This is a genomic window from Pleurocapsa sp. CCALA 161 (genome assembly GCF_003003995.1).
Classification (GTDB): Bacteria; Cyanobacteriota; Cyanobacteriia; order Cyanobacteriales; family Xenococcaceae; genus Waterburya.
Map to the genome: position 1 here is coordinate 1 of NZ_PVWF01000027.1, position 21195 is coordinate 21195.

Consider the following 21195-nt stretch of genomic DNA (forward strand, 5'->3'; position numbering starts at 1 on the left):
GTGTAAGTTTCGGGTAAATGTTGTTGAATAATTTGTCTGGCTCCGCTATCTGAATTGAGCCGCAAGAGTTCAAAGAAATAGCGCTCGCTCAATAACGCTGGAACACCAACAGTTTCTGAATAAGTCGTTGCTACAATCTGATAATTTGTGGACTGGTAGGCTACTATTAGCTGATTAATCAGCGCTGTCGAAACAAAGGGTTGGTCACACACTAGAATTAGCACTGCGTTTAAGGCGGGTTTCTGTTCCAATGCAGAAAAAGCAATATGACCGTTGCGGTGAGTAGTTTCATTTTCGTCCTGTCTATTCAGTGTGAGCAGCAAAATCAACGACCAGTCATTTGCTCTAGCTTTTCGGGATATCTCGCTCCTTGCACCATAATCTCGGAGGCAGCATCATTGATGCCATGTAGATCGTCAGGCGTGAGTTCGACCAAGGCTGCCCCAATGTTTTCCTCTAGGCGATGCAGCTTTGTAGTGCCTGGAATCGGCACAATCCAGGGTTTCTGCGCCAGCAGCCAAGCGATCGCAATTTGAGCCAGGGTCGCCTGCTTTTGTTCTGCGATACTGCCAAGCAGATCGATCAGTGCTTGATTTGCCTTAAGTGCCTCTGGTGTGAACCGAGGCAGAGTGCTGCGAAAATCGGAATTATCAAAGGTCGTGGTTTGATCGATTTTGCCTGTGAGATAGCCCTTGCCTAGAGGACTATATGGAACCAAACCGATTCCGAGTTCTTCAAGGGTCGGAATTACTTCCGCTTCAGGTTTTCTCCACCACAGTGAGTATTCACTTTGGAGCGCAGTAACTGGCTGGACTGCATGGGCGCGACGAATTGTTTGTACCCCTGCTTCAGACAGTCCAAAGTGCTTTACCTTGCCTGCCCCAATGAGTTCCTTCACCGCTCCTGCTACATCTTCGATCGGCACGTTCGGGTCAACTCGATGCTGATAGAGCAGGTCGATCGTTTCCACCTTGAGCCGTTTGAGCGAACCCTCTACCGCCTGCTTGATGTGTTCCGGTCGGCTATTGAGTCCAGGCGAACCCTTCATTCCGCGAGGATCGGAATTCGGACTGATATCGAACCCGAATTTAGTGGCGATCGCCACTTGTCCCCGAAAAGGAGCAAGTGCCTCACCCACCAATTCTTCATTCAAGAACGGACCGTAAACCTCAGCGGTGTCAAAGAAGGTGATGCCGCGATCGACTGCTGCCCGAAGTAGAGCAGTCATCTCCTGCTTGTCTTTAGGCGGACCATAGGAAAAGCTCATTCCCATGCAGCCTAGCCCGATTGCTGATACTTCTAAATTGCTGTTTCCAAGTTTGCGTTTTTGCATTGTTTTTCTGCTTTAATGTGTTAATAAGTTGGCACGCATTCACGTCGTCCGCCCTGTCTGGCTAGTGGCTGTGAAACCTCACTTCGGCGTTGTCGCTCCTATCTACGGGACTGTTCCTTAATTCGTTGGATCGCGGCGTTGAACCCGTCGGGGGTGCCGCTGGAACCTGCGAGTCGCCCCACTCTCAGCTCGTCGATGGGTCTCCCGACGACCTCCGCCGGAACCGCCTCGGCGAAACGCTCCTGGTAGTCGAGCGAGGTCGGATCTGTGGCATGGGGGGTGACCTCGATGGCGGTGATAGCGTTGTCGGACAGGGTGGCGGTCACGGTAATGGATGAGGGGAGACTTCCGTATTGACCGGTCGCGGTGTAAACACCGTCTGCGTAAGAGGAGTCTTGACTCGATGCCGATCTCGAACGGGTGACAACGGTATTCGGGGCAGATACCGGACGCGCGGCTTCCCTATCTACAGTCGCACATCCAGCTACGATCAGAGCCGCAGAAATCCATACTATTGGGACTTTCATCATCTTGCTCAGTCTAGTCATACTTTTTCCTTTACTTTGTAGGTCGTGTGGCTTGCTCATATGTCACTCTGTTGGCTGTAGTTATAGGCATGGGTTCTGCTGAGAAATGCGCGCTCATGAGAAAAGCTTGCCGTCGAAGTTCTGCGAGATCTCAGCCCAACCATCGGCAAACATCCGCACGTATGAGAACCTAAAGACCTCTGCCAAACGGTCTGCCCTTGTGAAGAAGAGCGCCGTCGCCAGTCCATCGGCGATCGCGGCATCATCAGCAACCACCCACGTCGCGACCACATTCTGAACTGGGATGCCAGTCCGGGCATCAAGTACGTGGTGCAGACCGTCGCCCCAAGCGCGTTTGTTGACCGCAGAGGCGCACAGGGCACGATCTTGCAGGTTGACCACGCCGATCGCCAGCCGAGGGTCGAATGGGTGCTCAAGCCCAACCCGGAGGCTGGACTCACCCGAATAGCGCATATCTCCGCTACCATCGACAACGAACTGGGTGAATCCGTTCTCGCGCAGGATATCAGAGACGATATCCACGAGGTAGCCTTTCCCTGCCGCGCCAACGTCAATTAAGAGTGGACGCTGTGTAACGATCAATGTGCCGTCCCGGATAATGTCCTTCGACCAAGTGGCTCTCCCCCTAGCGTATGCTTCGGCTCGGACAATTTTCGGCGCGGGCGTGAGTGAGTACGTCTGGTCGTAGCCGAGGAGTTCGAGGTCTCGTCCGACGAGCGGGTCTACTGCACCTGCGGTCACTGTGTGAAGCCGATCATAGAGATCGAAGAGGGCAAGCGAGTCGGCGGGAAGGTCGAAACAGCCACCCTCTGGAGCGGCGGCTATCCGAGACACGAGAGAGTCCGGGCGGAACCGCGAGTACGTGGTGTCGAATTCTTCAATCCGCTTGAGAATCCGCTGCTGCAACTGACGGTTTAACGGCTCGTAGGTTTCGATCTCCCATTGGGTTCCGATGGAATCGAACGTGAATACGAACCTGCTGACGCTGTCCTCCGCTACGTAGGTTGTATAGTCACTACTGATCCGCTTCGGTGCGTCGCCCATTGTGCCATGCGAGATTGACTCCTGCTTGTCCGCCGCCGAACCGTAGCCAAAGCTCAGTCCTACACCGCCCAGCCCGATCGCTGAAACTTCTAAGTTGCTGTTGCCAAGTTTGCGCTTTTGCATTCTTTGAACTCCTGTCTTTTGATTTAAAGGTCGAACTGTCTGACTCTACGATCAGGTCTAATATTGTTCATCTGGCTTGGCTTACTAGGTTCTGTTCCAAATGACTCAAAAGAGTAGCCTTGGAACGTTCATCTCTTCGGGGGCGCTTCTACGCCCGAGAAGACCTGCACTGCCTCTGGGAGGCGTGCCCCACGGATCTGGATCGCCAAAACAGACCGGTTCAGTTCGGCGAGTTCGACAGGCGTGAATTGGACGGCTACCGCGCCAATGTTCTCAATCATGTGCGGCATCTGTGTCGTGCCAGGAATGGGGACGATCCATGGCTTCTGTGCCAAGAGCCACGCCAGCGCGATTTGGGCAGGAGTGGCTTGTTTCCGCACAGCCCAGGTTTTGACTAAATCCACGAGCACCAGGTTGTGCGGCAGATTTTCGGGCGAGAACCGGGACTCAACGCCGCGAATGTCACCAGGAGCGAACCGCGTTTGGGCATCAATGGCACCCGTCAGGAAACCCACGCCAAGCCGACTCCACGGAACAAAGCCGATGCCCAGTTCCTTGCAGAGAGGGATTACCACTTCTTCTGGTCCACGCCACAGCATTGAATATTCGTTCTGGACGGCGCTAACGGGCAGCGCGGCATGAGCGCGGCGTAACGTGTTCGGACCCATCTCGGACAGTCCCCAGTGCAGAACCTTACCTTGCGCCATCAGCTCCTTGACCGCGCCGGCGACATCCTCGATCGGAACCTGCGGGTCAACGCGGTGCTGGTAGAGGAGATCGATGCGATCGGTGCGGAGGCGCTTGAGCATCCCTTCGACGACCAACTTGATATGATCTGGGCGACTGTTGCGTCCCGGTCGCCGCACGCCCGTCTCAAGATCGACATTGAAGCCGAACTTCGATGTGATCACAACCTTGTCTCGGAACGGTGCCACGCCTTCGCCGAGGATGCGTTCCACCTCATGAGGTCCGTAAGCCTCAGCCGCGTCGTAAAAGGTGACACCCCGATCAAAGGCTGTCTGAATGATGTTGATCATTTCGGAGCGCTTGGGAATCGTCGTTTGGTAGGTGCGACTCATATTTTGGACACCCAGTCCGACGCTGGAGACTTCCAGCGTGCCGAGCCTGCGCCGGGCGGTGAGCGTGTGTTGCGACGGTGTGTTGGCACCTGTCGCGCCTTGTCCTTGCGCCTGCGCGGTGCGGCGAGTCAGCAATGAAGCGGCGGTCAGCCCAATCCCGAACCCAAGCACTTGGCGGCGATTGGGCAAAGCGGAACCGTTCTCTCGATCAAGGTTGTTTCGTTTGTTATTCATGTCAGTGACTTCTTATTGTCTTCAGTGACTCAGGTGTTCTATTTAGCCGTCCCTAACATTTTCACGATGTTGGGGTCACGATGGTCGAAGAAGAGGCTGTTCTTCGTGTCCAGCGTCGCGATCGCCTCCATGTCGTCCTGACTAAGCTCAAAATCGAAAACGTTGAAGTTCTCGACGATGCGCTCCTTGCGAACCGACTTGGGAATCGCCACCACGCCACGCTGCGTCAGCCAGCGCAGGATGACCTGAGCCACGCTTTTACCGTATTTTTCGGCGATGGACAGCAAAACGTCGTTGTGGAAAATGTTGTTTTTGCCTTCGGCGAATGGTCCCCATGATTCGATCTGGACGTTGTTTTCTTCCAGGAATTTCTGGGTTTCGATCTGCTGGCTGAAGGGATGGGTTTCGATTTGATTAACAGCAGGAACCACTTCGTTAAAAACAATTAGATCCATTAGTCGATCGGGTTGGAAGTTGCTGACCCCGATCGCTCGAATCCGCCCTTCGCGATACAATTCTTCCATCGCTCGCCAGGAACCATAAACATCTCCAAAGGGTTGATGAATCAGATAGAGATCCAGGTAATCCAATTGCAGTTTCTTCAGTGATTTCTCAAAAGCCTTCTTTGCCCTTTGATCGCCAGCATCCTGAATCCAGAGCTTTGTGGTGACAAAGATCTCTTCCCTTGCCACACCACTTTTTTTAATGGCTTTGCCAACGGCTTCTTCGTTGCCATAAGCAGCGGCGGTATCGATCAAACGATAGCCCGCACGGATTGCTTCATATACGCTTCTTTCACACTCTTCCGCATCGGGTATCTGGTAAACACCGAACCCTAAAATTGGCATCTCAACACCATTATTCAAGACAACTTTTTGCATCGTTTCCCTCCAAGCGTTTTCAAATTCTGCATAGTGATTTCTGCTGGTTATTCAGATTTGAGAGATGCCATGTCGATCGAGAAGCGATACTTCACATCGGACTTGACCAGTCTTTCGTAAGCTTCGTTAACTTTCTGAATCGGGATAACTTCAACATCGGCAGTGATGTTGTGTTCCCCGCAAAAGTCAAGCATCTCCTGGGTTTCGGCGATGCCACCAATGTTCGAGCCAGAAAGACTACGGCGACCCATGATCAGGCTGAATGCCGTAACTTCCAGAGGCTTTGGAGGTGCGCCGACGAGAGTGATATTGCCATCGCGAGCCAGCAAGTTGAGATAGGCGTTGATGTCGTGCTTGGCGGAAACGGTGTCGAGGATGAAGTCGAAGCTGCCTGCGTGCTTTTCCATCTCGTCAGAGTTGCGGGAGATGACCACTTCATCAGCACCGAGGCGGAGTGCGTCTTCTTTTTTGTCGGGAGATGTAGTAAAGACGACAACGTGCGCTCCCATCGCATGAGCTAACTTTACACCCATGTGTCCCAATCCACCCAGACCAACCACACCCACTTTCTTACCTTCTGTAACTCCCCAGTGACGTAGCGGGGAATAGGTCGTGATGCCAGCACAAAGAAGTGGCGCAACTCCAGGCAGTTCGAGGTTTGGGGGAACGCGCAGCACAAAGCGTTCATCGACGACGATGCTATCTGAATAGCCGCCATAGGTGACACCTCCCATATGCTTGTCGGTTGAGTTATAGGTGAGGGTCAGGTTCGGGCAGAACTGCTCAAAGCCAGCTTTGCACTGAGGGCAACTCCCATCTGACTCGACCATGCAGCCAACTCCCGCGAGATCGCCAGCCTTGAATTTAGTGACTGCCGAACCGACTTGAGTAACCCGACCGACGATTTCATGACCGGGAACGATCGGATAAACGGTGGGCATACCCGTCCACTCGTTGCGTACCATATGAAGATCGGAGTGGCAGATGCCACAGAAAAGTATTTCGATCTGGACATCGTTTTCTGTCAAATCGCGCCGTGCGATCGTGTCGGAAGCCAGTGGTGCGGTCGCACTGGTAGCGGAATAAGCTTTCACGTTGTACATGAGTTAATGCTCCTACTTGTTTACTTTTGATGCCTAGTACTGTTCGTCACTGACGTGTTCCATCCAGTCCACGACTTTGCCGTCAAGCTGTTCCTGGATGGCGATATGCGTCATCGCTGTCGTTGGCGTGGCACCATGCCAGTGTTTTATGCCTGGCGGGAACCAGACAACATCACCAGGTCTAATTTCCTGAATTGGCTCGTTCCATTGCTGAACCCAGCCAAATCCAAAGGTGACGCTCAAGGTCTGTCCCAAAGGATGAGTGTGCCATGCTGTCCGAGCGCCAGGCTCGAAGGTAACACTAGCGCCAGACGTGCGTGCTGGATCGTGCGCCTCGAACAGAGGATCGATGCGGACAGTGCCAGTAAAATACTCGGATGGTCCTTTAGCCGAAGGCTGTGAGCCACTTCTTTTGATGTCCATTTTTTTAATTACTTCACTTGATGCCATTTTTGTTCCTCGCAGGCGAGCCTCTTGCCCAAACTGAATTTTTTTTTGGATAAAAATCCAGAATGCTTATAAGAAGAATGACCGCTATCAGTACAACCCTTAGCATTATCTGCTTGCCCCAGAATCATTTTTCCTTGCTTTGCCTTCATTCTAAAAATTCTCTAGAGCAAGTAATAGAACGATCGTCTAAGATCGTTGTATGATTCTGCAAATTTAGAAATGAATACCGCAAAAACGAGTGAAACGTACGCTATGGATTTAATGAACGACCCGCAGGCAAAGCGCGAAGCAGATAGAGCGCAAGCTAACAGAGACGAACTGACCGAGCTTATTCCACGGGCTATTAGTTATGATGGAACGATTGAGCCGCTGAAAGGATTGCACCTCAAACGTTCCTCTTCGCCTACGGAATCCTGTCACGCTGTCTCTGTTCCCTCTTTTTGCGTGATCGCTCGGGGCAGCAAAGAAGTACTTTTAGGCAGCGATCGCTATCAGTACGACCCGATGCATTATTTGCTTGCTACGGTCGAGTTGCCGATCGCGAGTCAAATTCTGGAAGCGTCCAAGGAGCAACCGTTCCTTAGCCTGCGTCTCGATCTCGACCCCACCCTTGTTGGTTCAGTCATGGTCGAGGCGGGCTATCCCTCACTACAAAGCCGTGCCAATGTAAAAGCGATTGACGTGAGTCCGTTGGCTACAAATCTGTTGGACGCTATGGTGCGGCTCGTCAAGCTTCTAGATTCCCCTGCTGAAGCTCATGTTCTCGCACCACTGATTAAGCGGGAAATCATTTTCCGACTCTTAATGGGAGAGCAAGGGAGCCGACTCCAGCAGATTGCAGTTCTCGGTGGCTACACGCACCACATTGCCAGAGCTGTCGCTCGACTTCGCAAAGACTTTAACCAGCCGCTTCGCATTGAAAGCATCGCGCGCGAACTTAGCATGAGCGTTTCGGGCTTTCACCATCACTTTAAATCTGTTACGGCAATGAGTCCTTTGCAGTTCCAAAAGCAACTGCGGCTTCAAGAAGCTCGCCGTCTGATGCTGGGGCAAAACCTTGACGCTACCAGTGCTGCCTACCGTGTGGGTTATGACGATGCCTCACACTTCAACCGAGAGTACAAGCGGCTCTTTGGTGCACCACCAATGCGCGATGTGGAGCGGCTGCGAGAAGCTGTTAGGTAGACTGCTGGTTCAACATGATCTCCTCAAAGTGCCCTAATCTTATCAGAAATCGTTGAAAACGCTCATCACGCCACAGCATAAACGTTAATTTATAAATATTTTCCCAGACGATTTTCCTTCGGAGAAGCTTCTCCAATGGTATCTTCAATTAGCGCTGAAGATAATTAATTGTCTATCAAAAAGCGATCGCGCTATTGAAAAATAACTTAGTTATAGCGTGTAATGATTTGCTATATGGTGAGTATGGTGATTTTAGTTCATGAAATTTGAGTCAATGGTTCGGATAATTTTGAGAAGTGAGGAAAAAAGCTATCCATTTGACTAAGGTAAAAGTGTTGAAAGAATACCGCATGTAGTTAGTGATGGTTTCTACAGTAAAGCAATGCGATCGCTTCTGCGTAGGCGTGCATCGCATAATCGCGTAGCGCGACGCAAAGCTATATGCCCTAAAGGACTAGGCGGCTTTTATGTGGGAAGCTTCCCACATAAAACGCGCCGTATAACTTCGTGTGACGCGACGTTAGGAGCTAATCCTTTAGGACGCGAAGCGGTATACCACAAGGGTACAACGTCTTTTAGGAGTCCTTTAGGGTACTCTTCTAGTAATCGCCATCCTGGAAAATTTCGGTGGGGCAGCGGTCATTATTAAGGAAGTTCACGGATAATTTTTTCGGTGGGGCATATAATTAACTATTTTATTAGATGCTGCTAGCGCAGGTATTAAAGCAGAAAACAAAGCTTAATATATATGCAACCAAGTATCTATCAACAAAAAGTTATTGACTGGATGTCTGACGATCTAGATCTTTCAGATAAGGTGGTTAATTCCGTAGCAGGTTCTGGTAAAAGTACTTTGTTAAAGTTAGTTGCCGATGCGATCGCTCAATCAAATCAAGATTTAATTGAACAAAGTTTAGTTTTAGTATTCAATCGCAAAAATAAGGACGCACTGGTAGCTAAACTAAACCCCCGCTGGAAAAATTCTATTTCTACCGTTCATAGTGCTGGGTACAAGATGTTAAGGCGTTATCTGGGGGTTCAACGATTAGAAGTTAACGAACATAAATACCGTATCTTGGCTAAAAACTTAACCTGGTTTAATGGCACTAAACCTAATGAAGCTCAAGTGGTCAGTTTAAGTAATTTTCTCAAGCTAGCTGATTTTGTACGTCAGACTTTATCCGATACCTCCTATGATGCTTTACTGTGGCTAGTAAATCATTATGCTCTAGACATCCAGGCTAAGTATTTAATTGAGATTGGGGAACAACTTCAGTATCTATTCAGAATGGGTAGCGATTGGGCTTCAAAGGCTGTAATCGATCATACAGATATGTTATGGCTGCCAATTCACTGGCAAATTAATCGCTCCCCAGGATTTAAGCATTTCCAGCGAGTGATGGTGGATGAAGCTCAAGATATGAGTAAACTTCAGTTAGAATTCGTTCTTTCTTTAACTACTATTCAAGGCAAGATGTTATTTGTTGGCGATCCTGCTCAATCTATAAATGGATTTTGTGGGGCTGATACCGATAGCTTTGCTAACATTAAACAGAGGTTAAAGGCTGAAGAATTTATCCTGCCAATATGTTACCGCTGTCCCCAAACTCATATTGAACTTATCAATCAACTTTATCCTGAGATTCCTATTAAGCCAAGAGACCATGCTCCTCAAGGTAGAATCGAAGTGATCGAAGAATCTGACCTTTGGGATCGAAATCAAGAAAGTTCAATCAAGACTGGAGATTTAATTGTCGCCAGATGTACTAGTAGCTTAGTAGAACTCAATTTAAAACTAATTACTCGTGGTATTACCTGTAATTTAGTAGGAACTTCTCTAAAACAAGACTTATTAGAACGCTTAGAAGAAATATCTTCTCAAGCTGGATTTGTTTATCCAGATTTCCATTTATTCTGTCAGAAATATCTAGAGTTTAAACGTTCTATTTACGAACAGAATGATCATGGAATGATGTTGATGATGAAGTTACAAGACCTGATTAAAGCTATTAAAGCTATCTACGATCATTTTCAGCAATGCCAATCAATAGAAGAGCTAGAATGTTGTATCGAGAAGTTATTTGGTTCGGAGAATAACGAAGCTGTACTCCTTTCTACCGTCCACCGTGCCAAAGGTATGGAAGCTAAAAGGGTTTATATTGCCGAACCATACCTACTTCCTTTGTATTGGGATAATCAAAAAGCATGGCAACTAGAACAAGAAAATAATCTTCTTTATGTAGCCCTCTCTCGTAGCATTTGTAACTTATATTTAATAGGTGATGCGCCTTGGTTTACCAACCATAATTCAAAAGATAGTCAGGTTGAAGAATCTAGTTTTGATTTGAGTAAAAAGGTCGATATCAAAGAGTTAATTGACAATGCCAGTAACGAACAATTAGATCTGTATTTGTCTCTTATTAATCGGGAAAAAGGCAAGAGAATTGCTGTCCAATTTCGAGGTTTAATTGAACGGTAAAAATGTGATTATTCCCTATTGGTGTCCCTAGCGGGTTGGCTAGGGGCAGTTTTTTGATATTCGTTAACCTGTGATTACAAAAAGCGTGTATGCAGAAGCGATCGCCGAATTAATTTGAATCAGTATAAAATGTCAGATAACGATTTATTTATTATCGAACAGGAAATAAACAAGAGATTAAATCTCCTCAAAGACGGACAAGATCTGGTTCAAGTTTTATCCTCAAAACCAGAGTCAGAAATAAAAAATCCCATCGAGTTAATCGCAGATATTCCAGAAGTAGTTATCGATTGATCGATCAATGTAACTTAATTCCCCTGGCGGGAATTTAAGCCTGCATTTAAAACAACTTTTAGTTATGCAACAATACCAGTACCAACAACCGAGTTTGTCTCAGTCTCAGTCTCAAATTCAACAATACCAAAATCGAGAGGGTGAGCTGGCTCCTACCTTGCCATTAATATCTCAAGGGTTGATCAAAGTAGATATTCAGACTTATTTTCAACAATATGAAAATTTGTTAGCTGGGTTTCAACCGAATATAGATTTAAGGTTGATACCCAGTAAAAAAGGAAATTCCGTTCTATTAACTAAAGCAGGAGCAGAAAAGATCTGTCGATTTTTTGGTTTAAACTATCGTCTAATTTCCGAACAACCTTATCTTGACTTCAATAACAACATTTTTCATTACAGCTATCAATGTCAACTCTATTGCAACGAGAGCTTGATAGGTAATGGCTACGGTAACTGCAACAATCGTGAATCAAAATATAAAAATGCCTACAGTCCAGATATTCTCAATACCATCGATAAAATGGCACAGAAAAGGGCTTTCATTCAAGCCGTGTTATTGAGTACAGGGGGTTCGAGATATTTTAGACAATTAACTTAAAAAACGTCTAAACTAGAATTTTAATTGATTCTAGTTTATTTTTTTTGTTTGCTCTTGTTGTGTATTTTGCTCTGATTGTAGGAAATTAAAGCTTTTAACTGCTTCAAGATATTGGTCACGAACTTTATCATTAGCCATAATCTGCGCTTCTCTAAAAGTCCAAGATTTAACTTTCCACTGTTCGGGTTTAAGTGGCACGATTTCCGTAGAATCAGGGATAGAAATTTTAAGGCTAGATTCTAAATACTGGTTAAGGACTCTAGCTATATGTAAACAACAGTAGTCGGGATATTTAGCTATTTGATATTCGGCAAAGCGCACTACAATACAACCCAATTCCAAAAAGAATTTATCTCTTACTATATACTGCCGATTTTCAACCAAATGAATTGGTTGCAATTCTTTGAATGTATAAGGTTCATCAATTTCTATATCTAATCCTAGGTTAAAATCGTTGTTAATTAGAATAAAGTCGGCTGTAGGAGTATAACGCTCTGCTCCAAACTTGCAATGTTCTAAAATTCGCCAGGGATATTGAAACCATTTTTTTAAATAAGTCAAAAAGTAAGCTTCAGAAATCCCCTTTTTTGCTGATTCATCGATTTCAAAATCATAAATACTTTCTCTTGTTGCTAAAGAATTAATTAATAAATGGGAAGGGTTTTGAGGAGTAAAACTGAACTTAAGGTTGTATTCTCTATTAATAATTTTTTGATCTAACTTTAAAAGTTGGTTTTTGATTTTATTTATTTTATTTTCTAAACTTAGCTGAGCAAAAAATCCTAATAAACTTGCAAAGATAATACTTAAAAATATCAGATTTTTAGTAATGTAATAAATTGCCAGAGAAATAATTAAAGCGATCAAAGATAAAAGTCTTATTTGAAATTGCTTTATTTTTAATTCATTAATGTAATGTATATCTCGAATTGTAATTGGTACTGCTTCTAGAATAAATTTATCTTTTGATAATTCTGGATTAAGCTGCTGAGAAATTATAGTAAGACTTTCAGGGTAAAAAGTCATGGGATAAAAATTTCGATATTGTTCTACTTTTTCCATATAGATTAATTATTCTACTAGTAGGCTGTCGCCTTTTGATAAATAACTACAAGTAAATTAAATTCATCAAAATATGTCAACAGTGAATTTGACCAAGAAAAATTTAATCCTTTAGATTAGAACAAAGTAACAATAAATATGAGCGAAATTTCAGCATTAAATGAATTGACTAAGGAATGCAAATATCCTTTGAAAATTACTTTAACTATCGATTGTCAATTAAACCTGTATATTTTTACGGTGGGATATCAAAATACATTACCAGCTATAGCCAAATATACAGAGATTCCTTCTAATTTAGAAACAGCTATTAGCGATTTAATAATTCAGTATGATGTCTTAGCTAATAATAAAAAGCTAGATTTGCAAGCTTTAAAAGAGGGAAATAATCTTAGGTTAAAACCAGTAAATAATCAACAATCTAACCAAAGTAAAATTAAAAAAGTTAAGTTTAGTAGTGGATTAATATGAGTCAAGAAAATAGCCCAGCCAATCAAACTAAAATTGAATACGAAGGACAGTTTTACAACATCGACGCTAACATTATCAATAGTTTAGACGATCAGCAAATTCTCGACCTACTTGCTCCGAGTTTTCCGGGGATGGCTGGGGGAAAACTAGAAAGAAATGAAGATGGTTCGATCAAGATTATTAAGCGAGTGGGTACTAAAGGAAACTGTGAATTGCTAAAGCTGCTTAAAACCTGCCCAGAAGATAATCTTTCTCTAAAAATAAATCAACTCAATCAAAAATTAAGCAAACAGGAAATTACGCTTGGAGAATGGGAACAGGCTTGTGGAGAAATGGGTATAGAAAAACTGAAGCAAGTACTACAACTTAGAAGACAAACTACTTTATACGTTGTACAAAGCCTCTATTATTGCCCTAGTAATTTGGTTCCGTTTATGTGATGGAAATCAACTCGTTAATCGAACAAACTGAGGAATTATTAACTAGATTTAGAGGACTTGAAAGTTTAAAAACTTTATTTCCCCAAGAATACGCTAAACTAAGTCCAAAATTAGTCCTTAATGACAATACTTTAAGGTATCTTGGCGACAGGTTATTTGAATTATTAAATCAAGACTATTTTCCTTGTTACTATTATGATTACTCTAATAATAGTAAACAAAAACCTTATGGGGGAATCAAAAATATAGCCATCGAACCAATGGGATTTAATGGCTATGACTGGTACTATTACGGACAAGAGGCTAGTTGGTATTTCATTTATATCAATAGTTATCAGTTTTTTGATTACTACGACTACAACGAAACTGGGTTACTTTGGATTGAAAATCAGTTAATAAATCTACCCGATTACCATCCTTTACACTTGCTACCAGATGCTATTAGGTATGTCTGGTCAATGACTGGCAATTTATGGTTAGACTCTCATCCAGAAGGTAGTAATGAATTTGAGCTGACAACTAGTGAGATAGTTAATTTAAAACAGGAGTATGAAGAAGCTTTAGAAAAACTTGAGTTGCTACTCTTTTTTGATCGTTGGTTTACAAATAATGTTGCTGTCGCAAAGTTGGCAATCAATAAAGTAATGAAACAGATGATCAACCAGATAGATGCAAATAATTGAAAAACTAGTTCAACAGGCTTGGGCCATACTCTTGTTTGAAGAAAACTCATCAACTTTTATTTTGAGAGAAGCAGGGGAAGTTAGTATTAAACAGATTGACTTCCCCTCATTACTTAAATCGATTCAAAAGACTGATTATCAATCCGATTGGTATCTATCAAATCTAAAACTTCTAAAGATCTGCCGACAAAGAGAAAAGACTTTAACCATCAGTTCTCTTCCTCCCAGTATTTATGAGCTAAAAATTGATGATTATCAATTGAGATTACCTTTACCTGGAGTAATAATTGTACATTGCGATCGCAACGCGTGGACGGAGTCCAATCGCCAATTATGGCTTTATGCCTATAAAGGTCGGGATTTAAGTCTAAGTTCTCCACTGTACAACTATCCTTTACCCAATATTAATTCTACAGGTCAAGTGTGTTGGGGAAAAGTTTTGCCCGAAACAAACAGTCCTGAAGCTATATGGAATTCTTATATTAATTCCAAATTCAACCAAGACTATCGAGACAAAAAATCAAAAGCTTTTCCTCACAATATTATCAAGCAGTTGCAAACCGTCAGTCAGAGTTTAAACACCGCATATCCAGAACAGGATCTGATTGCAAGTAATCAAACCCTCAAAGACCTTACTCAACTTATCGATTATTAGACCATGATGCCCCTAAACATATTAAGTCATTCCGTCGTCAAAGAAACAACTATTCAACACGGACAGCTCACGGGTTGCCGTGCAACGTCCTCCCCGTGTCCTCCCCTGCCCCAAGATTTTCTCTGGGCGGGTAATGGCATCTTTCGCTCAGTAACTAGAACTGAATTTAGGGCGGTAGCTCTCTACCATCGGGTTTTGACCCCAGGATTAATCGAATTAAGCCCTCAGTTTCAATTATTGGTATCTCCAGTACCCAGAGAAAAGGTTAAAGATATTATCGATGAAATTCGGCGATATCCAGACCTAGAACAACTTTTTTATCTCTATTGGCGTGGTGAATGTTGGGAAGTATTTAAACCAGAACAAGAATGTACTCCTTACAGTTGTGTGTGTTTAGACCCCTATCCCGAACCAGCAGCGATTGAAATCCACAGTCATGGTTATGCCAATGCCTTCTTTTCTAAGACCGATAATCGAGAGGAGACTGGATGCCGAATCAGCACTGTTTTCGGCAGAACTAATCGACAGCTAGAAGTGACAAGTCGGGTTTGTATCCATGGACTATTCCTCAACATTGACTCAAATCGAATTTATCAAGATATTAATCATTATTGTCATCATGTCACTGATTTTTAATCCATTACAACTAAATTTGACGGATTTTTCGATCCTAAATGCCAAGCCAATTTACTTTAACTATAATTCAGTACGCATTTATCTAGTTGGTTGTGGGGGAACGGGAAGTTTTCTCGCTCCTCTTTTGTGTCGTATAGCTAACTTTCTGGTGGAGATGAGAAAAAGAGTCCATATAACCTTTGTTGATTTTGACAGTGTGGAAGCAAAAAATCTGTGGCGACAAAATTTCTGTAGTGGAGAATTGGGTTTTAACAAGGCACAAGCCCTAGCCATGCGCTATAAAACTATATTTCCCCAATTAAACATCACAGCAATAGAACAAACAGTCGATCAATTAATACTTAACGGAGTAATTCCGACTATTGTCATTGGTTGTGTAGACAATACTAATGCTAGACAACAAATTGAAAAACTATTGATCGATCATGTTAGTTTAATCTCTCATGGACAAACTTACGCTCCTTGTTGGTGGCTCGATTGCGGTAATGCTTATACTCACGGACAAGTTGCTATTGGTAATTGGTACTCTATAGAAATAGAAGACTATCAACTGGAAACTGCCACTTGTTTGAGATTGCCCTTACCCTCTATTCAGTATCCTCAACTATTAATACAATCTGAAGAGGATGAAGATGTATCCTGTGCAGAACAGGTAATACTTAATGGACAAAGCCTAAATATCAACTCTCAAATGGCGGTTATAGCAGCAGAAATGGTTCACCAACTGTTAAACAATCAACTGAAACGAATGCAGATTGAAATAGATTTGTTTCGTGGCTCAATGAAGTCTACTTTTATAAATCAAGAAAATATTGACTGGATAATAGAAAGGGCTACTATTAATACATAGTGATCTAAAATCTAGAAGGTAATTCTGCCTCAAGATAGATCTCCCCTAAAGATTCAATTACACTAGGATTGATTTGAGTGGCTACAAGTGCATCATTAACACTATGACCGTTACGGAGCAGAAAAACAAAGTTACGGACGTTATTCACTACTGGGTCGTTACTATTGATAAACTGTTTGGCGATCGCAATTCTTAAGCCATGTTCGACTGCATCCGCATTAATCTGCTGTTCAGCAGAAACCATTATTTTTTGAGAGTCTACAGGAGATTGCTGATTAGAAGGGACAAATTTAATTCCTGCACTAGCCATAATACCAGAACTAAAACTGACAATTAAATTGTACTGTTTTGATTCTCCCGAACTATTAATAGTTTTAACAATTAAATTAGGGTGAGATGTCTGATAAGTACTTTGAAAATCAAGCTTTTTGCTTGGCAGGAGATAAGCAGTTTGGGCTTCTCCCGATTCAACGGGTAGATCGGTGTTATAAACAAATTGACTTTTATCACTCGGAGCAATAAAAGTAATGGTTTCCCTAACTTCAGTAAAATCAATGCTAATAACTTTGCCAAAGTAAAGAGTAATTGGAATTGCCCCTTTAATAGCATCTTCAGTAGAAACCAATTCATATTTGACAGGCACTTTGGTTGCCTGGGCTGGAGTAAAAGCGGTACAGAATGAAACAGCAATTACACTAGAAAAGACTAATTGTTGAAAAAAATGTTTATTCATCGCTAATTTAAGGATTAATAGTAATTGGGCGAAGATTAGTAAGGTAGACGGTTTCTCCTGGAGATAAAGTATAAATTGTTCCGCCATCACCAATTTGGTTGCGAGTATTGCGCTGTTGTAGTTCGGAATTTAGGGTTGAACCAAAACCATCTAAAGCTGAACCCACTAAATCTCGACCAATACGATTACGACTTTGATTGGTAACAACAGCACTACCATTGGATATGACACTAGTAGTTTCTGGTATTAATAGCTGAGTCCCAAAATTACCTAGGGTGTCAATTCCACCCGCTAATAACTGATCGCCAAAATCGCTGCGTTTGCTGGCTTTAGCTACTAAGGCTGATTTTTTGCTATTGCGTAAAATCATTTCTCCAGGACTAAAGGTAGTGTCATTAATTTGACTAACATAGGCAGTGACCAAACCGTTGGCATCGTTGATTGATTGAACCTGTACGATCGCCACCGAACCAGATTCAAAAACTATCTGCCCTGTAAGATCTAAAAGAGGTTCTGCTAAAACTACAGTGATCTGACTAGACTGTTGTTCTTGAGTTGTCAAAGAACTATCCCAAACTAGAGGTAATTCAATTTTGGCTTTAGTGATACCTCTATTTAAAGTGAGTTCTGGGGCTGGCTGAGGGAAACTGGCTTGGGTTTGACGATTCAAAATTCCCAGTTCTCCTTGAGATATGACTCTATTGACCAGTAAAGCTGGCGGAGTTATCGGCTCATTAGTACTTGTTACTGTATCGGTCAATGTATTATGTCTTTTAGCCATAGTTTTACTTTGAGCTGATAACTGGCGCGATGAAACTCTTGTCCCAAAATCGGCTAAAGCAGTCCATTTTTCTTGGGGGTCTACCTTGGAGGGTAAAACAGTTTGGCTTCTTGCTGTAGATTCAGTCAAGCGGGCTATAGGACGGGGAAGCGCACGAGCTGTAAAGTTAGGAAGAGGAATCGAGCGGGGAGGAGCGGGTTGAGGAATTGGACGAGCTACAGAATCAGAGACAGGGAGAGGTGGAGTGGATTGAGGTACGGGTACAGAAGGAAGTTCAGAATTAACTTCTACTTCTAGAGCTTCATTTTGTTTTTTCTCCAAGGAGTGAAACTGATCGCGAAATGCCAATTTAGCTTGATAGTCAGGTTCTATTTCTGTCGCAACTGTTTCAACCTCTTCTGGCGTTTCAGCTATTTTGGGAGCTTTAGGCGAAACGAAAGCAAAAATTCCCCAAAGAAAGACAACAACTATTCCAAAGACCCCACTAACTACTGCTAATCTCAGGTAAGGATTGTCCTCTCTTTCGGCAATGACATCTTTTACGGTAGGGCTTTCAAGTTGAATAACACCAGTATCAATTACACTGGGATCGGAAGACTGGTAACCAGTTACCCGACGGCGGGCTTCAAGATCAAGATCGCTGGGAGGCAAATCTTCAATTACGTTGTAATTATTATTGTAAGTCATAGTTATCAATGGAAACTAACATTAGTCCGTATTGGTTGATTTCGTTAATAATTTGCTGCATACCAGTCAATTCTTTAGCATTCTGAAAAGTTGGTTTACTAGCAATGGGAATGGTTTTGAGTTGAACTTTTTTATTGAAGGGAATGCGAAAGACTTCTTGACCGTTTTCTATGTCCATTCCAGTCCAGGTAGAAACCATGGTTACTTCCCAAAGTCCCTCTCGAATCTTAGTGGGCTTTTCTGAGATATATTCAATGCTAATGGCTGATTGCACCTTTCTACCTCCAGTAGCTTTGGTGATTAAAGCTGCTAATTCTTTGGTATACTCAGCACGGTAATTGTCTTTAGTAGTAATTGGGAAAGTTGCTGCATAGACATTGCCAGGAACTTTTACTTTTAGATCTTCTACTTCAACAGTTACATCCGCTGTCGTCCAGTTAAAAGATAAATAAAGCCATTTTTGAATGAAAGTACGCAGAACTTCATCAGAACGCTCGTTTACCTGAGCAGTTTTTGCCGTTACCACATCACCATCGGCAAGTTGGACACCGATAATTTGCTTTTGATTGACCTTATTTATCTTGGCACTGTTACTACAGGAGACCATCATATTCATCAGAAGACAACTCAAGATGATCAACTGAAATAAAACCGTTCTTTGATTATTACTTTGGGCAAGTGAGGATACGGGGAGGACGTTGCCTGTGGGTTTCCCGCAGGCTTTATCGTTCGTGTTGCCGTGCGACGGCAACCCGTGAGCTGTCCGTTTGGTTTTAATATTATTCATAATTTAATTGACATTTTTATTGATAAAAAAAGACAAATTATCGACTCTGACGAGTAGTTCTGCGGGCTAGACCTTTACTACCAGCTTTGAACATCGATTTGCCCAACATCGAACCCGCTCCCGAAGCTCCTCCTGTGGCTACAGCAGCACCAGTCTGAACTATATTAGACAGAGTAGAAGTGGTACTTGAAGCAACAACTTTGGCTATATGTGCGCCACCTCCTTTAGCCATCAAGAAAGCTATGATTGGCCCTAAAACACTACTAAGAATTAAAAAAGGAATGCCTGTAAAAAATTGAGCATCAGAAATAACAATTGCTTCAGCTACCAATCCGATTAAAGCTATATAGAGAAACTTAACTGAGACCAGTTGAACGTAACCCTGTACCCAAGTTTCCACGTATTTAGCTCCAATGGGAGTAAAAATAATGCCGATGACTAGAGGCAAAAGTAAGGCGTGCAAAATACTTGCTACTTCCAACCCAAAACTAAAAGCCATTTGCACTCCACCAAAAATCAGTTTGACAATACCCATAATTATGGGGTTGCCAAAGAACAGGGTGTTACTCAACCCAGCTGCAACTTTAAAGCCATCTCCATTAGCTGTATTGTTAGCTAGTTCTTTAATATATTCGAGTATTCCCCTGGCATACTTAGCAGCTGGATGGTTGGCAATCGGATCGTTTTCCTCGGCCCATCTAACAATTTCCTCAATCTCAGCTACCTGCTTTTCTAGACATTCAATCCCCTCTTGTCCTTGAATTCCATTACACTCATCGAGAAGTTTGTTTACCCTATCCTGGGCAGTGTTGCTTAAGGAGATATTTTTTAAGGCAGAAGCTATATTTAGATCCAGAACTTGAGTTTTAGCAAGAGTACGAGTTAGACCTACATCTAGAGATCTGGTAATACCTAGAATGCTACTAGCCATAGCTCCGTTACCACCTAATAAAATCACCAGAATCATAGTCATAGCTATACCTTCAGTGATAATTTTTTGGCGATTGTCGTTCTCACTTTTCATGCCCTGCCAAGCGTAAAGAATTAAACCTAAAAGGGCAAAATCTAATGCTCCTGCCACAACCGCTCGCCAATAGGAGGAATTAGTATCAAAGATGACGCTATCCCATAGAGATTGAAAACTTTCACCTAATTTATTCGAGATAAAACTGTTGTTTTGCAAGATTTGCAGGGCGTCATCTACTCCATAATCGGGAATCTCAGCTAAAAGAGGGATATGAGTTAAAGATAGTGATAATAATTCCATGATTATTCTTCATACAGAAATAAAGGAGTTGAAATTGCACCCCAGGCAGTGATCCCAAGATCGTTGGCAACAGCTGCTTCTCGACGATGACGGGTTGTCTCAATCCCATTGTGTCGGGCTTCTTGGAGTGCTAGATTAATCTGATTAGCTCGATCCTCCTGAGCCTGGATATTCTGAGCAGCGATCGCACCCAATAATTGGGTGTTGATGCCTGACTGTTCGGAGATATTTTGCAAGATTTGCTGCGAGACATCTGTTTGTGCTGAATCTTTTGACAAATCGCCGCTTTTTTTGAGGGCATCTTCAATTTCTACTAGCGAAGCTGCTATAGTTTTTTGGGCATTTTCTCCAGTTGTGCTTTCAGTAATCGAATTTTGAATAAATTCCCGTTGAGTCTGTTCGGACTCATCCTGATTAATTGAATAACTATCGGTAGTTCTATCCTCTAACTGTCTACTGAGTTGTTTGGATCTAGTGTCTATGTTTTCAATTGTATTTTTAATAGTGTTCCAGTCGGGAGAACGGGTTTCAAGGATTTTGTCGTTGATTCCCTCAATCGCATCAAAAAAATCAAGCACGCTGTTAAACAAATCTCCAAGACCAAGATGGTCGGCGATCTCTTTAGCAGTGTCGCGGTTAAATTTAGGTAAAAGATCTTCAACGACATCTTTAGTTCTTGGCAGAGTTGAAGCTTGAACAGAAATTTGAGCATTCATTAAGCAAGAACTCAGCAAAACCAAAAAGATAAATAACTTAAAATTTTTCATTATGTATTTATAAGGTATTAAAATT

Annotated in this window: 24 protein-coding genes; 10 read left to right on the plus strand and 14 right to left on the minus strand. The window is 43.1% G+C overall.

Annotation, left to right across the window (positions count from 1 at the left end):
* From C7B62_RS08525 to C7B62_RS08560, 8 genes are all read right to left on the minus strand, one after another.
* The coding region (locus C7B62_RS08525) for an NTP transferase domain-containing protein (protein ID WP_199194112.1) at nt 1-323 on the minus strand (323 nt) is incomplete at its 3' end.
* Between the two features lie 2 nt (nt 324-325).
* Nucleotides 326-1333: an aldo/keto reductase gene (locus C7B62_RS08530; RefSeq protein WP_106234767.1), complete on the minus strand. Its 1008-nt coding sequence runs from the start codon at nt 1331-1333 to the stop codon at nt 326-328.
* 98 nt (nt 1334-1431) lie between these two features.
* Nucleotides 1432-1659 (minus strand): hypothetical protein, encoded by a 228-nt coding sequence (locus tag C7B62_RS08535; protein ID WP_199194113.1) that lies wholly within the window; start codon nt 1657-1659, stop codon nt 1432-1434.
* A gap of 315 nt (nt 1660-1974) precedes the next feature.
* Complete coding sequence (locus C7B62_RS08540; protein WP_199194114.1) at nt 1975-3048, minus strand: FAD:protein FMN transferase; 1074 nt, start codon at nt 3046-3048, stop codon at nt 1975-1977.
* A 128-nt stretch (nt 3049-3176) separates the two neighbouring features.
* The gene (locus C7B62_RS08545; protein ID WP_106234769.1) at nt 3177-4361 is read right to left on the minus strand and encodes an aldo/keto reductase; all 1185 of its coding nucleotides are present in this window, start codon (nt 4359-4361) and stop codon (nt 3177-3179) included.
* A 38-nt stretch (nt 4362-4399) separates the two neighbouring features.
* Complete coding sequence (locus C7B62_RS08550; protein WP_106234772.1) at nt 4400-5242, minus strand: aldo/keto reductase; 843 nt, start codon at nt 5240-5242, stop codon at nt 4400-4402.
* A 47-nt stretch (nt 5243-5289) separates the two neighbouring features.
* Nucleotides 5290-6345 carry an NAD(P)-dependent alcohol dehydrogenase gene (locus tag C7B62_RS08555; RefSeq protein WP_106234774.1) on the minus strand — a complete coding sequence of 352 codons (1056 nt, stop codon included), beginning with the start codon at nt 6343-6345 and terminating at the stop codon, nt 5290-5292.
* A 33-nt stretch (nt 6346-6378) separates the two neighbouring features.
* Nucleotides 6379-6768 (minus strand): cupin domain-containing protein, encoded by a 390-nt coding sequence (locus C7B62_RS08560; protein ID WP_106234874.1) that lies wholly within the window; start codon nt 6766-6768, stop codon nt 6379-6381.
* Between the two features lie 246 nt (nt 6769-7014).
* Here C7B62_RS08560 and C7B62_RS08565 point away from each other — a divergent pair, with 246 nt between their 5' ends.
* The 4 genes from C7B62_RS08565 to C7B62_RS08575 all read left to right on the plus strand — a co-directional run bounded on the left by C7B62_RS08565 (nt 7015) and on the right by C7B62_RS08575 (nt 11351).
* A complete protein-coding gene (locus tag C7B62_RS08565) occupies nt 7015-7980 on the plus strand; it encodes an AraC family transcriptional regulator (protein WP_106234877.1) in 966 nt (321 codons plus the stop codon).
* 748 nt (nt 7981-8728) lie between these two features.
* On the plus strand, nt 8729-10459 hold the full coding sequence (locus C7B62_RS08570; protein ID WP_106234777.1) for a UvrD-helicase domain-containing protein: 1731 nt from the start codon (nt 8729-8731) through the stop codon (nt 10457-10459).
* A gap of 129 nt (nt 10460-10588) precedes the next feature.
* Nucleotides 10589-10753 carry a hypothetical protein gene (locus tag C7B62_RS25640; RefSeq protein ID WP_158260648.1) on the plus strand — a complete coding sequence of 55 codons (165 nt, stop codon included), beginning with the start codon at nt 10589-10591 and terminating at the stop codon, nt 10751-10753.
* Between the two features lie 64 nt (nt 10754-10817).
* A complete protein-coding gene (locus tag C7B62_RS08575) occupies nt 10818-11351 on the plus strand; it encodes a hypothetical protein (RefSeq protein WP_106234779.1) in 534 nt (177 codons plus the stop codon).
* A gap of 30 nt (nt 11352-11381) precedes the next feature.
* On the opposite strand, the gene C7B62_RS08580 is transcribed toward C7B62_RS08575, so the two are convergent.
* Nucleotides 11382-12413, minus strand: coding sequence for a hypothetical protein (locus C7B62_RS08580; RefSeq protein ID WP_106234782.1), 1032 nt, complete (start codon nt 12411-12413; stop codon nt 11382-11384).
* 138 nt (nt 12414-12551) lie between these two features.
* On the opposite strand from C7B62_RS08580, the gene C7B62_RS08585 reads away from it, so the two are divergent.
* From C7B62_RS08585 to C7B62_RS08610, 6 genes are read left to right on the plus strand one after another with little or no spacing between them, the layout of a single operon-like run.
* Entirely contained in the window at nt 12552-12884 is a 333-nt protein-coding gene (locus C7B62_RS08585; protein WP_106234785.1) for a hypothetical protein, read from the plus strand.
* Nucleotides 12881-13324 (plus strand): hypothetical protein, encoded by a 444-nt coding sequence (locus C7B62_RS08590; protein ID WP_106234787.1) that lies wholly within the window; start codon nt 12881-12883, stop codon nt 13322-13324. The genes C7B62_RS08585 and C7B62_RS08590 overlap by 4 nt, the downstream gene beginning before the upstream one ends.
* Nucleotides 13324-14007, plus strand: a complete 684-nt coding sequence (locus tag C7B62_RS08595) for a hypothetical protein (RefSeq protein WP_106234790.1) — start codon at nt 13324-13326, stop codon at nt 14005-14007. Before C7B62_RS08590 ends, C7B62_RS08595 begins: the two co-directional genes overlap by 1 nt.
* Entirely contained in the window at nt 13994-14662 is a 669-nt protein-coding gene (locus C7B62_RS08600; RefSeq protein ID WP_106234792.1) for a hypothetical protein, read from the plus strand. The genes C7B62_RS08595 and C7B62_RS08600 overlap by 14 nt, the downstream gene beginning before the upstream one ends.
* A gap of 3 nt (nt 14663-14665) precedes the next feature.
* Nucleotides 14666-15298, plus strand: coding sequence for a hypothetical protein (locus tag C7B62_RS08605; RefSeq protein WP_146132067.1), 633 nt, complete (start codon nt 14666-14668; stop codon nt 15296-15298).
* Entirely contained in the window at nt 15282-16148 is an 867-nt protein-coding gene (locus C7B62_RS08610) for a ThiF family adenylyltransferase (RefSeq protein WP_158260649.1), read from the plus strand. The genes C7B62_RS08605 and C7B62_RS08610 overlap by 17 nt, the downstream gene beginning before the upstream one ends.
* Nucleotides 16149-16152: 4 nt before the next feature.
* Here the strand turns inward: C7B62_RS08610 and C7B62_RS08615 are convergent, their stop codons facing one another.
* From C7B62_RS08615 to C7B62_RS08635, 5 genes are read right to left on the minus strand one after another with little or no spacing between them, the layout of a single operon-like run.
* On the minus strand, nt 16153-16881 hold the full coding sequence (locus C7B62_RS08615; protein ID WP_106234799.1) for a hypothetical protein: 729 nt from the start codon (nt 16879-16881) through the stop codon (nt 16153-16155).
* A 7-nt stretch (nt 16882-16888) separates the two neighbouring features.
* Complete coding sequence (locus C7B62_RS08620; RefSeq protein WP_106234801.1) at nt 16889-18349, minus strand: hypothetical protein; 1461 nt, start codon at nt 18347-18349, stop codon at nt 16889-16891.
* Entirely contained in the window at nt 18336-19136 is an 801-nt protein-coding gene (locus C7B62_RS08625; protein WP_146132068.1) for a hypothetical protein, read from the minus strand. The genes C7B62_RS08620 and C7B62_RS08625 overlap by 14 nt, the downstream gene beginning before the upstream one ends.
* 37 nt (nt 19137-19173) lie before the next feature.
* Nucleotides 19174-20403 (minus strand): hypothetical protein, encoded by a 1230-nt coding sequence (locus C7B62_RS08630; protein ID WP_106234807.1) that lies wholly within the window; start codon nt 20401-20403, stop codon nt 19174-19176.
* 2 nt (nt 20404-20405) lie between these two features.
* Nucleotides 20406-21119, minus strand: coding sequence for a hypothetical protein (locus C7B62_RS08635; protein WP_158260650.1), 714 nt, complete (start codon nt 21117-21119; stop codon nt 20406-20408).
* Nucleotides 21120-21195: the final 76 nt, after the last annotated feature.

What these genes read in the sequence shown, in the direction of transcription:
- C7B62_RS08545 (WP_106234769.1), bottom strand. Translation starts at nt 4,361, where the DNA reads ATGAATAACAAACGAAACAACCTTGATCGAGAGAACGGTTCCGCTTTG.
- C7B62_RS08560 (WP_106234874.1), bottom strand. Translation starts at nt 6,768, where the DNA reads ATGGACATCAAAAGAAGTGGCTCACAGCCTTCGGCTAAAGGACCATCC.
- C7B62_RS25640 (WP_158260648.1), top strand. Translation starts at nt 10,589, where the DNA reads ATGTCAGATAACGATTTATTTATTATCGAACAGGAAATAAACAAGAGA.
- C7B62_RS08600 (WP_106234792.1), top strand. Translation starts at nt 13,994, where the DNA reads ATGCAAATAATTGAAAAACTAGTTCAACAGGCTTGGGCCATACTCTTG.
- C7B62_RS08540 (WP_199194114.1), bottom strand. Translation starts at nt 3,048, where the DNA reads ATGCAAAAGCGCAAACTTGGCAACAGCAACTTAGAAGTTTCAGCGATC.
- C7B62_RS08605 (WP_146132067.1), top strand. Translation starts at nt 14,666, where the DNA reads ATGATGCCCCTAAACATATTAAGTCATTCCGTCGTCAAAGAAACAACT.
- C7B62_RS08555 (WP_106234774.1), bottom strand. Translation starts at nt 6,345, where the DNA reads ATGTACAACGTGAAAGCTTATTCCGCTACCAGTGCGACCGCACCACTG.
- C7B62_RS08590 (WP_106234787.1), top strand. Translation starts at nt 12,881, where the DNA reads ATGAGTCAAGAAAATAGCCCAGCCAATCAAACTAAAATTGAATACGAA.
- C7B62_RS08565 (WP_106234877.1), top strand. Translation starts at nt 7,015, where the DNA reads ATGAATACCGCAAAAACGAGTGAAACGTACGCTATGGATTTAATGAAC.
- C7B62_RS08610 (WP_158260649.1), top strand. Translation starts at nt 15,282, where the DNA reads ATGTCACTGATTTTTAATCCATTACAACTAAATTTGACGGATTTTTCG.
- C7B62_RS08585 (WP_106234785.1), top strand. Translation starts at nt 12,552, where the DNA reads ATGAGCGAAATTTCAGCATTAAATGAATTGACTAAGGAATGCAAATAT.
- C7B62_RS08550 (WP_106234772.1), bottom strand. Translation starts at nt 5,242, where the DNA reads ATGCAAAAAGTTGTCTTGAATAATGGTGTTGAGATGCCAATTTTAGGG.
- C7B62_RS08595 (WP_106234790.1), top strand. Translation starts at nt 13,324, where the DNA reads ATGGAAATCAACTCGTTAATCGAACAAACTGAGGAATTATTAACTAGA.
- C7B62_RS08620 (WP_106234801.1), bottom strand. Translation starts at nt 18,349, where the DNA reads ATGACTTACAATAATAATTACAACGTAATTGAAGATTTGCCTCCCAGC.
- C7B62_RS08575 (WP_106234779.1), top strand. Translation starts at nt 10,818, where the DNA reads ATGCAACAATACCAGTACCAACAACCGAGTTTGTCTCAGTCTCAGTCT.
- C7B62_RS08570 (WP_106234777.1), top strand. Translation starts at nt 8,729, where the DNA reads ATGCAACCAAGTATCTATCAACAAAAAGTTATTGACTGGATGTCTGAC.
- C7B62_RS08615 (WP_106234799.1), bottom strand. Translation starts at nt 16,881, where the DNA reads ATGAATAAACATTTTTTTCAACAATTAGTCTTTTCTAGTGTAATTGCT.
- C7B62_RS08580 (WP_106234782.1), bottom strand. Translation starts at nt 12,413, where the DNA reads ATGGAAAAAGTAGAACAATATCGAAATTTTTATCCCATGACTTTTTAC.
- C7B62_RS08530 (WP_106234767.1), bottom strand. Translation starts at nt 1,333, where the DNA reads ATGCAAAAACGCAAACTTGGAAACAGCAATTTAGAAGTATCAGCAATC.
- C7B62_RS08630 (WP_106234807.1), bottom strand. Translation starts at nt 20,403, where the DNA reads ATGGAATTATTATCACTATCTTTAACTCATATCCCTCTTTTAGCTGAG.
- C7B62_RS08635 (WP_158260650.1), bottom strand. Translation starts at nt 21,119, where the DNA reads ATGAATGCTCAAATTTCTGTTCAAGCTTCAACTCTGCCAAGAACTAAA.
- C7B62_RS08625 (WP_146132068.1), bottom strand. Translation starts at nt 19,136, where the DNA reads ATGAATAATATTAAAACCAAACGGACAGCTCACGGGTTGCCGTCGCAC.